Source organism: Pseudomonas sp. AB6, assembly GCF_034314105.1.
In the GTDB taxonomy this organism is placed as follows: domain Bacteria; phylum Pseudomonadota; class Gammaproteobacteria; order Pseudomonadales; family Pseudomonadaceae; genus Aquipseudomonas.
In genome coordinates this window covers 1,181,859-1,195,010 of sequence record NZ_JAVIWJ010000001.1, presented here as the reverse complement: position 1 = coordinate 1,195,010, position 13,152 = coordinate 1,181,859, and the positions used below count along the sequence as shown (strand labels likewise).

The 13,152-nt window shown below is 55.0% G+C and carries 10 protein-coding genes; 1 reads left to right on the top strand and 9 read right to left on the bottom strand.

What is annotated here, in order from left to right; genetic code table 11:
- Window positions 1-37: 37 nt before the first annotated feature.
- The 9 genes from sucD to sdhC form a co-directional block, all read right to left on the bottom strand.
- The gene (gene sucD / locus RGW60_RS05855; RefSeq protein ID WP_322202978.1) at window positions 38-919 is read right to left on the bottom strand and encodes a succinate--CoA ligase subunit alpha; all 882 of its coding nucleotides are present in this window, start codon (window positions 917-919) and stop codon (window positions 38-40) included.
- Window positions 919-2,085, bottom strand: a complete 1,167-nt coding sequence (sucC, locus tag RGW60_RS05850; RefSeq protein WP_297837759.1) for an ADP-forming succinate--CoA ligase subunit beta — start codon at window positions 2,083-2,085, stop codon at window positions 919-921. The genes sucD and sucC overlap by 1 nt, the downstream gene beginning before the upstream one ends.
- 212 nt (window positions 2,086-2,297) lie before the next feature.
- The gene (lpdA, locus tag RGW60_RS05845) at window positions 2,298-3,734 is read right to left on the bottom strand and encodes a dihydrolipoyl dehydrogenase (RefSeq protein WP_322202976.1); all 1,437 of its coding nucleotides are present in this window, start codon (window positions 3,732-3,734) and stop codon (window positions 2,298-2,300) included.
- 169 nt (window positions 3,735-3,903) lie between these two features.
- The gene (gene odhB / locus RGW60_RS05840; RefSeq protein ID WP_322202975.1) at window positions 3,904-5,130 is read right to left on the bottom strand and encodes a 2-oxoglutarate dehydrogenase complex dihydrolipoyllysine-residue succinyltransferase; all 1,227 of its coding nucleotides are present in this window, start codon (window positions 5,128-5,130) and stop codon (window positions 3,904-3,906) included.
- 42 nt (window positions 5,131-5,172) lie between these two features.
- Entirely contained in the window at window positions 5,173-8,004 is a 2,832-nt protein-coding gene (locus RGW60_RS05835; protein WP_322202974.1) for a 2-oxoglutarate dehydrogenase E1 component, read from the bottom strand.
- A gap of 261 nt (window positions 8,005-8,265) precedes the next feature.
- The gene (locus tag RGW60_RS05830; RefSeq protein WP_322202973.1) at window positions 8,266-8,970 is read right to left on the bottom strand and encodes a succinate dehydrogenase iron-sulfur subunit; all 705 of its coding nucleotides are present in this window, start codon (window positions 8,968-8,970) and stop codon (window positions 8,266-8,268) included.
- 11 nt (window positions 8,971-8,981) lie between these two features.
- Window positions 8,982-10,754: a succinate dehydrogenase flavoprotein subunit gene (gene sdhA, locus RGW60_RS05825; RefSeq protein WP_322202971.1), complete on the bottom strand. Its 1,773-nt coding sequence runs from the start codon at window positions 10,752-10,754 to the stop codon at window positions 8,982-8,984.
- A 3-nt stretch (window positions 10,755-10,757) separates the two neighbouring features.
- The gene (gene sdhD / locus RGW60_RS05820) at window positions 10,758-11,126 is read right to left on the bottom strand and encodes a succinate dehydrogenase, hydrophobic membrane anchor protein (RefSeq protein ID WP_322202970.1); all 369 of its coding nucleotides are present in this window, start codon (window positions 11,124-11,126) and stop codon (window positions 10,758-10,760) included.
- The gene (sdhC, locus tag RGW60_RS05815) at window positions 11,120-11,494 is read right to left on the bottom strand and encodes a succinate dehydrogenase, cytochrome b556 subunit (RefSeq protein ID WP_322202969.1); all 375 of its coding nucleotides are present in this window, start codon (window positions 11,492-11,494) and stop codon (window positions 11,120-11,122) included. Before sdhC ends, sdhD begins: the two co-directional genes overlap by 7 nt.
- Window positions 11,495-11,856: 362 nt before the next feature.
- Between sdhC and gltA the strand changes: the two genes are divergently transcribed.
- Entirely contained in the window at window positions 11,857-13,146 is a 1,290-nt protein-coding gene (gltA, locus tag RGW60_RS05810) for a citrate synthase (protein ID WP_322202968.1), read from the top strand.
- The last annotated feature ends 6 nt before the right edge of the window (window positions 13,147-13,152 follow it).

Genomic DNA, 13,152 nt, shown 5'->3' with positions numbered 1-13,152 from the left:
TGGCCTTTGTTGGTTGTTGCGTCAGGTAAGCAAAAGCTTACTTCACAGCCCAACCAGTCAGCTCAGCCAAGGCCTTGCCGATATCTGCCAGAGAACGCACGGTTTTCACGCCAGCGTCTTCCAGTGCAGCGAATTTCTCGTCTGCAGTACCTTTGCCGCCGGAGATGATTGCGCCAGCATGGCCCATGCGCTTGCCCGCAGGGGCAGTCACACCAGCGATGTAGGAAACAACCGGCTTTGTCACGTGCGCCTTGATATAGGCAGCCGCTTCTTCTTCAGCCGAACCGCCGATCTCACCGATCATAACGATCGCTTCAGTCTTAGGGTCTTCCTGGAACAGTTTCAGGATGTCGATGAAGTTCGAGCCTGGGATCGGGTCACCGCCGATACCTACACAGGTCGACTGACCGAAACCGGCGTCAGTCGTCTGCTTGACTGCTTCGTAAGTCAGGGTGCCGGAACGCGACACGATACCGACCTTGCCTGGCAAGTGGATGTGACCAGGCATGATACCGATCTTGCATTCGCCCGGAGTGATCACGCCTGGGCAGTTAGGCCCAATCAGAATCACGCCCAGTTCGTCACACTTGACCTTGGCATCCAGCATGTCCAGTGTAGGAATGCCTTCGGTGATGCACACGATCAGCTTGATGCCGCCGAACGCCGCTTCAAGGATCGAGTCCTTGCAGAAAGGAGCTGGAACGTAGATAACGCTGGCGGTAGCGCCAGTTTGCTCTACAGCTTCTTTCACGGTGTTGAACACTGGCAGACCCAAGTGCTCGGTGCCGCCTTTGCCCGGAGTTACGCCACCCACCATCTTGGTGCCGTATTCGATCGCTTGCTGGGTGTGGAAGCTACCTTGCGAACCGGTAATACCCTGGCAGATAACTTTGGTGTCTTTATTGATCAGGACGCTCATTATTTGCCCTCCGCAGCTTTGACAACTTGTTGAGCAGCGTCGGTCAGGCTGGTAGCAGCGATGATGTTCAAGCCGCTTTCTGCCAGTACTTTAGCGCCCAGTTCAGCGTTGTTACCTTCAAGGCGAACAACAACCGGGATTTTCACGCCAACTTCTTTCACTGCACCGATGATGCCTTCAGCAATCATGTCGCAACGAACAATGCCGCCGAAGATGTTAACCAATACTGCAGCGACGTTAGTGTCGGACAGAATGATTTTGAATGCTTCAGTAACGCGTTCTTTGGTAGCACCGCCGCCCACGTCGAGGAAGTTGGCTGGTTTGCCGCCATGCAGATTGACGATGTCCATGGTACCCATGGCCAAGCCAGCACCGTTGACCATGCAACCGATGTTGCCTTCCAGCGCTACGTAGTTCAGTTCGAACTTGGCGGCGTGCGCTTCGCGCGGATCATCTTGCGACGGATCGTGGAAAGTTTTCAGCTTAGGCTGACGGTACATTGCGTTAGCGTCGATGTTCAGCTTGGCATCAAGGCAGTGCAGATCGCCGTCAGCTTTGATGACCAACGGGTTCACTTCCAGCAAAGCCAGATCGTGATCCTTGAACAGTTTTGCAAGGCCAACGAAGATCTTCGCGAACTGAGTGACTTGCTTGCCTTCCAGACCCAACTGGAAAGCCAATTCGCGACCCTGGAATGGCTGAGCGCCAACCAATGGATCGATCGTGGCTTTGAGAATTTTCTCAGGCGTGTCGTGAGCGATTTTCTCGATGTCCACGCCACCTTCGGTGGAAGCCATGAACACAATACGACGGCTCGAACGATCCACTACAGCGCCGAGGTACAGCTCTTTAGCGATGTCGGTGCAGGATTCAACCAGGATCTTGGTGACTGGCTGACCATTGGCATCGGTTTGGTAAGTCACAAGACGCTTGCCCAACCACTGTTGAGCGAAAGCTGCGGCGTCTTCTTTGCTGCGAACCAGCTTTACGCCGCCCGCTTTACCGCGACCACCGGCGTGAACCTGGGCTTTGACGACCCATTCGGTACCGCCAATTTTATCGCAAGCTTCTGCTGCAGCTTCCGGGGTGTCTACTGCGTAGCCTTTTGATACTGGCAGGCCGTATTCAGCGAACAGCTGCTTACCCTGATACTCGTGGAGATTCATGCTTATTACCGTCTTCGTTAGTACTGCGCATTCGGTGCTGCACTTATAAAAGTGACGCACCACCTGTGACTGACTCCAGGTGACCTCAGGAATGTGCCGAACGTGAGAGTTCTGTACGTTCCTGAATTCGCCTCGGAGGTCTGGTCCGGCGGACATTCCGCGGTGAATCTTGCTCGCAAGACCCACGACGGGCGGCCCGCCGTGGTTTCGTTTTAACGTTTTTTCTTGTTCTGGATATGGATGGCGTGGCCATTCACAGCCAATGCGGCTTCATGCAAAGCTTCGGACAGCGTCGGGTGAGAGAAAACCATCATCCCGATATCTTCGGCACTGGTGCCAAATTCCATGCCGATTGCGCCTTGCTGCACAAGCTCTGCAGCGCCTGGACCAATGACGTGAACGCCTAAAACGCGGTCAGTCTTGGCATCAGCGATAACTTTGACGAAACCACCGGTGTCGTTGGCAGCCATGGCACGGCCACTGGCAGCGAACGGGAAGACGCCGACATTAACTTCAACGCCTTCAGCCTTCAAGGTCTGCTCGGTTTTACCGACCCATGCGATTTCAGGGTGAGTGTAGATAACCGACGGAACCAGGTCGTAGTTCATCTGGGTTTTGTGACCCTTGATGCGTTCGACAACCATGATGCCCTCTTCCGAGGCTTTGTGCGCCAGCATCAGACCACGAACCACGTCACCAATGGCGTAAACACCCGGAACGCTGGTTTCACACTGATCATTGACGTAGATGAAACCACGTTCGTCAAGGTTCACGCCACTGTCGGAAGCCAACAGTTCGGTGGTCACCGGACGACGGCCCACGGAAACGATCAAACGGTCAAACGTGATGGTTTGCTCGCCGGTCGAATCAGTGTAGGTCACAACGACTTCTTCGCCGTTGACCTTGGAACCGGTCACCCGTGCGCCGAGCTTGATGTCCAGGCCCTGCTTGGTGAACGTTTTCAACGCCTCTTTGGAAACGGCTTCATCAGCGGCTGGAATGAATTTTTCCAGTGCTTCAAGAACCGTAACCTGTGCGCCAAGACGCGCCCAAACCGAACCCAACTCCAGGCCAATCACGCCAGCGCCGATCACGCCGAGGCGCTTTGGAACTTGCTGGAATTCAAGCGCGCCAGTGGAATCAACGATCACGTTGTTATCAACCGGAGCCGGTGGAATGTCGATCGGACGTGAGCCAGAGGCCAGAATCACGTGGTCCGCTTCGATCACTTCAACCGTACCATCAGGCTTGGTCAATTCAACTTTCTTACCGGCCAGCAACTTGCCATGGCCTTGCAGGGAAGTTACACCATTGGCTTTAAACAGGCTGGCTACGCCGCCTGTCAGGCCCTTAACGATGGTAGCTTTGCGGCCGATCATTGCAGCAACATCCATGGTCACTTCAGACGTCGAAATACCGTGAATTTTGAAGCCGTTTTTGGCTTCGTAGAACTTCCAGGAGCTGTCCAGCAGTGCCTTGGATGGAATGCAGCCAACGTTCAGGCAGGTACCGCCGAGGGCTAACTTGCCCTCCTTGTCCTGATACTTCTCGATGCAAGCCGTCTTAAGACCAAGTTGCGCAGCCTTGATAGCAGCAACATAGCCGCCAGGGCCCGCGCCAATCACTACTACGTCAAATTTCTGGGACATAAAAAAGAGTTCCTCTTTAGCTGCAAGCTTCAAGCTACAAGCCGCAAGCCGATCTGTGATGTATTACAGACAAGCATGCAGCCTGTTCATTTAAATATTTCCGTCAGCTAACGCACTATCGTCAAGCTCTTTTACTAGCCGCTTGACGCTAACCGCTTTAGCTACCCCGTCAGATATCCAACAACAGACGTGCCGGGTCTTCCAGCAAGTCCTTGATGGTAACCAGGAAGGTCACTGCTTCTTTGCCATCGATCAAGCGGTGATCGTACGAAAGTGCCAGATACATCATTGGCAGTATCACGACTTCACCTTTGACCGCCATTGGACGTTCCTGGATTTTGTGCATGCCCAGGATAGCCGCTTGTGGCGGATTGACGATTGGCGTCGACAACAGCGAACCGAAGGTACCACCGTTGGAGATGGTGAAGGAACCGCCGGTCATGTCATCCATGGTCAGCTTGCCGTCTTTGGCTTTTTTGCCGAAAGCAGCAATGCCGCCTTCGATTTCAGCCAGGCTCATCAGCTCAGCGTTACGCAGAACCGGAACCACCAAACCGCGATCACTCGACACGGCAACGCCGACGTCTGAATAGCCGTGGTAGACGATATCGGTACCGTCAATGGAAGCATTGACCGCCGGATAGCGTTTCAGCGCCTCGGTGGCCGCTTTTACGAAGAACGACATGAAGCCAAGACGTACACCGTTATGCGACTTCTCGAATAGATCCTTGTACTTCGAACGTAGCTCCATGATCGGCTTCATGTTGACTTCGTTAAACGTGGTCAGCATTGCCATGTTCGACTGAGCTTCAACTAGGCGCTCTGCAACCTTGGCACGCAGACGCGTCATCGGAACACGTTTTTCAACGCGATCACCAGCCGCGAAAACAGGCGCGGCCGCAGCCGCTTTAACTGGTGCAGGAGCAGCGGCTGGCGCGGATTTCTTAGCGTCTACAGCAGCAACGACGTCTTCCTTTGTAACGCGACCGTCTTTACCGGTACCTTTGACGCTGGCCAGATTGATGCCATTTTCTTCAGCCAGCTTGCGCGCGGCCGGTGCTGCGATTGCATCTTCGTCACCAGCGCCAGGTGCTGTTGCAGGAGCAGAAGCAGCCTGGGTCGGAGTGGCAGCAGCAGGCGCCGACGCAACAGCAGCGCCAACAGCTTCCAATGTACCTAGTAGTTCATCGGACAGAACGGTGTCGCCTTCGTTTTTAACGATTGAGCCCATGACGCCGTCAGCGGTAGCCAGAACTTCAAGCACCACCTTGTCGGTTTCGATGTCGACGACCAGATCGTCACGCTTGACGGCGTCCCCAGGCTTTTTATGCCAGGTAGCAACGGTACCGTCGGCAACCGATTCCGGGAAAGTGGGGGCTTTGATTTCGATAGCCATTATCTGTGGTTCCTTAAATTCGGTTTCTGATGCACGAAGGCGTTAAACGGTGAATGCATCTTTGAGCAGTTTTGCCTGCTGTTCGGCATGCATCGAGGCATAACCACAAGCCGGAGCCGCAGAGGCGTCACGACCAGCGTACTCAAGGACCAATGCCTTGTTGTGACCACTGATGATGCGACGCATGTGATGCTGGCTGCCGTACCAGGCGCCCTGGTTCATCGGCTCTTCCTGACACCAGACGATGTGCTTAAGGTTTTTGTACGGACCCAGGACTTCGATCAAGTCGTCTTCCGGGAACGGGTACAGCTGCTCAAGACGTACGATGGCGATGTCATCACGACCTTCGGCACGGCGTTTTTCCAGCAGGTCGTAGTAAACCTTGCCGCTACACAGTACGACGCGACCTACATTGGCCGGGTCCTGCGCATCCACTTCTGGAATAACGGTCTGGAACGAGCCTTCGGCCAGATCTTCCAGCGTCGAAACCGCCAACTTATGGCGCAGCAGCGACTTCGGCGTCAGCACGATCAGCGGCTTGCGCAGCGGACGGATGACTTGACGACGCAACAGGTGGTAGATCTGAGCCGGCGTGGTTGGTACGCAAACCTGAATGTTGTGCTCGGCACACAATTGCAGGTAACGCTCCAGACGCGCAGACGAGTGCTCTGGACCCTGGCCTTCATAACCGTGAGGCAGCAACATGGTCAGACCGCACAGACGGCCCCACTTGTGCTCACCGCTGGTGATGAACTGGTCAATAACTACTTGAGCACCGTTGGCAAAATCACCGAACTGAGCTTCCCAGATGACCAACGCATTAGGCTCGGTAGTCGAGTAACCGTACTCAAACGCCAATACCGCTTCTTCCGACAGCAAGGAATCGTACAGGTCGAAACGCGGCTGACCTTTGTACAGATTCTGCAATGGGATGTAAGTAGCACCGTCTTTCTGGTTATGCAGCGCTGCGTGGCGGTGCGAGAAAGTACCGCGACCTACGTCCTGCCCAGTGATTCGAACGGGGTGACCTTCGAATGCCAAAGTCGCGTACGCCATGGTTTCAGCGTAACCCCAGTTGATCGGCAAGCCACCGGCCTGCATCTTCTGACGGTCTTCGTAGATCTTCGATACCTGACGCTGAACCACGAAGCCTTCTGGCAGCTCCATCATTTTTGCAGACAGTTCTTGCAAGGTCTTCAAGTCGAAACGGGTGTCGTGACGAGCGGTCCAGGCATGACCCAAATACGGACGCCAATCGACGAACAACTCTTTATTCGGCTCTTTGACCAGGCTTTTCACCACGTGCAGACCGGCGTCCAGCGCGTTGCGATAGTCGTCGATTTTTGCTTGTACACGGGCGTCATCGACGACACCGGCCTTGGTCAGGCTTTCGGCGTACAGCTCACGCGTAGTCCGCTGTTTGGCGATCTGCTGGTACATCAACGGCTGAGTGCCACTTGGCTCGTCCGCTTCGTTGTGACCGCGACGGCGATAGCAGACAAGATCAATCACAATGTCACGCTTGAACTGCATGCGGTAATCGATGGCCAACTGTGTCACGAACACGACAGCTTCAGGATCATCGCCATTTACATGGAGAATCGGTGCCTGGATCATCTTGGCAACGTCGGTCGCATACTCCGTGGAGCGCGCGTCTTCCGGGTTGCTGATGGTGAAACCAACCTGGTTGTTGATGACGATGTGGATTGTGCCGCCCGTCTTGAAGCCGCGAGTCTGCGACATCTGGAAGGTTTCCAAGACCACGCCTTGACCTGCAAACGCAGCGTCACCGTGGATGGATATAGGCAGAACCTTGTCACCGGTCGGATCGTTACGACGATCCTGACGAGCACGAACCGACCCTTCTACCACCGGAGAAACGATCTCCAGGTGAGATGGGTTGAACGCCATCGCAAGGTGAACTTCGCCGCCCGCGGTCATCACGTTGGACGAAAACCCCTGGTGGTACTTGACGTCACCGGAACCGAGTTCAACCTTCTTTTTGCCCTCGAACTCGTCGAACAAGTCGCGTGGGTTCTTGCCAAAGGTGTTGACCAGGACGTTCAGGCGACCACGGTGGGCCATGCCGATCACGATTTCCTTGGTGCCATATGAACCCGAACGCTGGATCAATTCATCGAGCATTGGAATCAGGCTTTCGCCGCCTTCCAGACCGAATCGCTTGGTGCCCGGGTACTTAGTGCCCAGGTATTTTTCCAGGCCTTCGGCTGCCGTTACGCGCTCAAGCAGGTGGCTTTGGATGTCAGCGGAAAACACCGGACGTCCGCGCACGCTTTCGAGGCGCTGCATGAACCAGTTACGCTGCTCGGAATCGACGATGTGCGTAAACTCGGAACCGATGGTGCGGCAATATGTCTGCTGCAAGGCATCGAGAATTTCGCGTAGGCTCGCCTCCTCTTTGCCGATGTACAAATCACCGGCGCGGAAAGTGGTATCAAGATCAGCGTTGGTCAAACCGTAATGATTGATCGACAGGTCAGCGGGCGCTGGACGTTGCCACAAACCCAACGGATCGAGCTGAGCGCCTTGATGGCCCCGCATCCGATACGCCTGGATAAGCCGCAACACTTCAACCTGCTTTTTCTCGTGTTCGCTGCTCACGCTGCCGGCAGATACCGGTTGGGCGCGGCGCTGGTTTTTAGCCAGCAACACGAAGTGATCGCGAATCGTCGAGTGCGATACATCGGTGGCAGTGCTGCCGTCAGCGGGCAACTTCTGAAAGTAGGTGCGCCATTCTTCTGGCACAGCGTTAGGGTCGTGCAGGTAGAGCTCGTAGAGCTCTTCCACATAGGCAGCGTTACCACCGGAAAGGTGGGCACTGTTCCACATGCGCTGCATCACGCTTTCTTGCATGCTTGGTCACCCTCGGTAAGGGGACACCACCGGCGAAGACACTACAGCCCGCTTGAAAAAGCCCATGTGTCGCGACTAAAACAAGCCACCGAGGTCCACGCAGATAGTCCGGGTACCAGCCCGGATGCCCCTGCTGGTCTCATTTCTTCAAAATAAGAGCCGCAGCTTCATGAGCTACTGCTCAGGTTAAAACTACGGCGCCGGTTGAAGCCTGCGCCGCAGCTAGTACGGGTAAAGCAGTTACAGGTACAACGTTACAAATTAAACGCCGCTTTGTAGCAGCATGCTGCGAATGTGGCCGATAGCCTTGGTAGGGTTCAGGCCCTTCGGACACACGTTCACGCAGTTCATGATCCCGCGGCAGCGGAATACGCTGAACGGGTCATCCAGCGAAGCCAGACGTTCCTGGGTGTGAGTGTCACGGCTGTCAGCCAAGAAACGATAGGCTTGCAGCAGTGCCGCTGGACCGAGGAACTTGTCTGGGTTCCACCAGAAGGACGGGCAGGAAGTCGAGCAGCAAGCGCACAGGATGCACTCGTACAGGCCATCAATCTTTTCACGTTCTTCTGGTGTCTGCAGGCGCTCGATGGCCGGAGCCGGCGAATCGTTGAGCAGGTACGGTTTCACCTTCTCGTATTGCTTGTAGAAGATGCTCATATCAACGACGAGGTCACGAATAACCGGCAAACCAGGTAGTGGACGTACCACCAACTTATTGCCCTTGACCACGGCAGACAGTGGCGTGATGCACGCCAAGCCGTTTTTGCCGTTGATATTCATACCGTCGGAACCACATACACCTTCACGGCAAGAGCGACGATAAGAGAATCCTTCGTCCTGCTCTTTGACCAGCGCCAACACATCCAGAACCATCAAGTCTTTACCGTTAGTATTGACCTGAAATTCCTGCATGAACGGAGCTGCGTCCTGATCGGGGTTGTAGCGATAAACACTGACTTGCAACATATCGGCCACCCTTAATAAGTACGGATCATGGGTTCGAAAGTCGGAACGGTTTTCGGCGAGAAGTTTACGGCACGTTTGGTTACGCGCTTGTCGCTCGGGAAAAACAGGGAGTGGCATAGCCAATTCACGTCGTCGCGCTCTTCAAAGTCTTCACGGGCATGAGCGCCGCGTGACTCTTTACGCACTTCTGCGGCGATCGCAGTGGCTTCCGCCACTTCCAGCAGGTTTTGCAATTCCAGAGCTTCGATACGGGCCGTGTTAAACGCCTGGCTCTTGTCGTTGATCTTGACGTTGGCGATGCGCGTACGCAGATCCGCCAATTGAGTAATACCTTTCTGCATATATTCGCCGGTACGAAATACACCGAAGTAGTTCTGCATGCAGCTTTGCAGCTCTTTGCGCAGCGAAGCGACATCTTCGCCGGTGGTACGCTCGTTCAAGCCAGCAAGGCGCTCGAGGGCGAAGTCGATGTCGGTCTCAGACGCGCGACGGTAGTCAACGCCTTCACGCAGGCTTTGTTCCAGGTGGATACCGGCAGCGCGACCAAAGACCACCAGGTCGAGCAACGAGTTGCCGCCCAGACGGTTAGCACCGTGGACCGATACGCAGGCCACTTCGCCCACTGCGAACAGACCGGGAATGATCTGATCCACGCCTTCAGCATTCTGGGTAATCGCCTGACCATGAATGTTGGTCGGAACGCCGCCCATCATATAGTGGCAAGTTGGCACTACCGGGATTGGAGCAACCGCAGGATCGACGTGAGCGAAGGTCTTGGACAGCTCCATGATCCCTGGCAGACGACTGTGCAGCACTTCCTCACCCAAGTGATCAAGCTTGAGCATTACGTGGTCGCCATCCGGACCACAACCGTTGCCGGCGATGATCTCCTTAACCATTGAGCGTGCTACCACATCACGACCCGCAAGGTCTTTGGCGTTCGGAGCGTAACGCTCCATGAAACGCTCACCATGCTTGTTGATCAGGTAACCGCCTTCACCACGACAGCCTTCAGTAACCAGTACACCTGCACCGGCGATACCGGTTGGATGGAACTGCCACATTTCAATATCTTGAACCGGCACGCCCGCTCGCAACGCCATACCGATACCGTCACCGGTATTGATCAAGGCATTGGTAGTCGACGAATAGATACGGCCCGCGCCGCCAGTGGCCAATACAGTCGCGTTCGCACGGATATATGAGGTTTCACCGGTTTCGATGCAGATGGCAATGATGCCGACAAAAGCGCCATCCTGGTTCTTCACCAGATCAACACCATAGTATTCGTTGAGGAATACGGTACCGGCCTTCAAGTTGGCCTGGTACAAGGTGTGCAACAGCGCGTGACCAGTGCGGTCGGCTGCTGCGCAAGTACGTGCAGCCTGCCCGCCCTTGCCGAAGTCTTTCGACTGGCCACCGAAGGGACGCTGATAAATACGGCCCTGCTCAGTGCGGGAGAACGGCAAACCCATGTGCTCGAGTTCGAACACGGCTTCCGGGCCTACGGAGCACATGTATTCGATAGCGTCCTGGTCACCGATATAATCGGAGCCTTTGACGGTATCGTACATGTGCCAGCGCCAGTCATCGTTTGGATCTGCCGAAGCGATGGCGCAAGTGATGCCGCCCTGTGCAGAAACGGTATGGGAGCGAGTCGGAAACACCTTGGTCACTACAGCAGTCTTGTGACCACCTTGGGCCAACTGCAACGCAGCGCGCATGCCGGCACCGCCACCACCAATAATGATGGCGTCAAAAGAAAGCGTATTAATGTTAGCCATGAATCAGATACCCCAAAGAATCTGCACACCCCAGACGAAGTAAGCGAACATGGCGATGCCGCATACTGCTTGGAAAAGGAAACGTATTGCAGTCGCAGACTTGCCCAGCGCCATCGACGTCAGGTAGTCAGTCGCGATGGTCCACATGCCAACCCAGGCATGAGCGCCCAGTGCGACAAGCGCCAGCAGACTGAAGATACGCATCCAGCTGTTCGCGAACAGCTCATGCCATTGGGCAAAGCCCAGGCCTGGGTGTGCGACGATGTATCCGATCAGGAATATGAAATAAGCCGCGAGCACGACCGCAGATACGCGTTGCGCCATCCAGTCGTAGAGGCCCGAACGCGACAGGTTAGTGACGTTGGTTACCATATCCATACTCCTGCCAGAACGATCAACACCACGGATACGGCGAGAACGATTTTCGAGCCCAGTTTGCCGCCTTCCAGCGATTCACCGATGCCCATGTCCATGATCAAGTGGCGAATACCTGCCACCAAGTGATACAGCAAGGCGGACAAGAGACCCCAAATCACTAGCTTGGCTAGCACGCTGGTCAAACACGCCTTCACTTCGCCGAAACCTTCCTCGGAACCGAGCGACTTGCTTAATGCATAAAGCATGATGGCAAGGCCGACAAACAGGATGATTCCGGAGATACGATGAAGAATGGACGTGTAAGCAGTGACTGGGAGTTTGATGGTCCTTAGGTCGAGGTTTACAGGTCGTTGGCTATTCACGGCTTTTTTTCACACTGAAGAGCCCCTAACAATCAGGGCAAAGTTGTTGGGAAGTGCACTGGTCAGGTACCCACGCCCAGGGAGTGACGACCCCTTGAAACAAGGCCAAAAGCCCCTGGCGGTCGGACGTCGAGTATAGACAGTTAGGTCACTAATGACAACGCGCAGACCCTCCCTCTAATAGGCAATTGCGCCCATGAAATAAAAGGCGTAAACGGTGGAAAAATGCAGCCAACAGTCACGCTAAGAGCCCACTGCTGCAAGACTTTAGGCAAATTGACTTTAGAATTTATCTCACTATAGTGGTGCGGGCCCTGCGTGGGGGGTTTGTCTGATGATTTGAAGCATAAATAGGAGGCCACATGGCTGACAAAAAAGCGCAGTTGATCATCGAGGGCGCAGCCCCCGTCGAGCTGCCGATTCTGACCGGCACCGTTGGTCCCGATGTAATCGACGTACGCGGTCTGACCGCCACCGGCCGCTTCACATTCGACCCTGGTTTCATGTCGACCGCCTCTTGCGAGTCGAAGATCACGTATATCGACGGCGACAACGGCATTCTGCTGCACCGCGGCTATCCCATCGAACAGTTGGCCGAACAATCGGACTATCTGGAAACCTGCTACCTACTGCTCAATGGCGAACTGCCGACTTCCGAGCAAAAAGCTCAATTCGTCGTCATCGTCAAGAACCACACGATGGTGCACGAACAGCTGAAGACGTTCTTCAACGGCTTCCGTCGCGACGCGCACCCAATGGCGGTGATGTGCGGCGTGGTAGGTGCCTTGTCGGCGTTTTATCACGACTCTCTGGACATCAATAACCCACAGCATCGCGAAATTTCCGCGATTCGCCTGGTTGCCAAGATGCCTACCCTGGCAGCAATGGTCTACAAGTACTCCATGGGCCAACCCATGATGTACCCGCGTAACGACCTGAACTACGCTGAAAACTTCTTACACATGATGTTCAACACGCCGTGCGAGATCAAGCCGATCAGCCCAGTGCTGGCGAAGGCTATGGATAAGATCTTTATCCTGCACGCGGATCACGAGCAGAATGCATCGACCTCAACCGTGCGCATGGCCGGCTCATCGGGTGCGAATCCGTTTGCCTGTATTGCCGCAGGTATCGCTGCACTCTGGGGGCCGGCACACGGCGGTGCGAACGAAGCAGTACTAGCGATGCTGGATGAAATTGGCGATGTATCAAACATTGACGCTTTCATTGCCAAGGCGAAGGATAAGAACGACCCGTTCAAGCTGATGGGCTTCGGTCACCGCGTTTACAAAAACCGCGATCCGCGCGCCACCGTGATGAAGCAAACCTGTGACGAAGTGCTGAGAGAGCTGGGCATCACAAATGATCCACAGCTGGAACTGGCCATGCGTCTCGAAGAAATTGCGCTGACTGACCCATACTTCATCGAACGCTCGCTTTACCCGAACGTCGACTTTTATTCGGGCATAATCCTCAAAGCGATTGGCATTCCGACTAGCATGTTCACCGTAATCTTCGCCTTGGCGCGGACTGTCGGCTGGATCTCGCACTGGAAAGAAATGCTTTCAAGCCCGTACAAGATTGGCCGCCCTCGCCAGCTGTACACCGGTTACGTGTCGCGCGACATCGTGCCACTCGAAGACCGCAAGTAAGCTTCG

Bases quoted from the DNA above. Each gene is read 5' to 3' on its own strand.
- RGW60_RS05835 (WP_322202974.1), bottom strand. From the start codon at position 8,004: ATGCAAGAAAGCGTGATGCAGCGCATGTGGAACAGTGCCCACCTTTCC.
- odhB (WP_322202975.1), bottom strand. From the start codon at position 5,130: ATGGCTATCGAAATCAAAGCCCCCACTTTCCCGGAATCGGTTGCCGAC.
- gltA (WP_322202968.1), top strand. From the start codon at position 11,857: ATGGCTGACAAAAAAGCGCAGTTGATCATCGAGGGCGCAGCCCCCGTC.
- sdhD (WP_322202970.1), bottom strand. From the start codon at position 11,126: ATGGTAACCAACGTCACTAACCTGTCGCGTTCGGGCCTCTACGACTGG.
- lpdA (WP_322202976.1), bottom strand. From the start codon at position 3,734: ATGTCCCAGAAATTTGACGTAGTAGTGATTGGCGCGGGCCCTGGCGGC.
- sdhA (WP_322202971.1), bottom strand. From the start codon at position 10,754: ATGGCTAACATTAATACGCTTTCTTTTGACGCCATCATTATTGGTGGT.
- RGW60_RS05830 (WP_322202973.1), bottom strand. From the start codon at position 8,970: ATGTTGCAAGTCAGTGTTTATCGCTACAACCCCGATCAGGACGCAGCT.
- sucD (WP_322202978.1), bottom strand. From the start codon at position 919: ATGAGCGTCCTGATCAATAAAGACACCAAAGTTATCTGCCAGGGTATT.
- sucC (WP_297837759.1), bottom strand. From the start codon at position 2,085: ATGAATCTCCACGAGTATCAGGGTAAGCAGCTGTTCGCTGAATACGGC.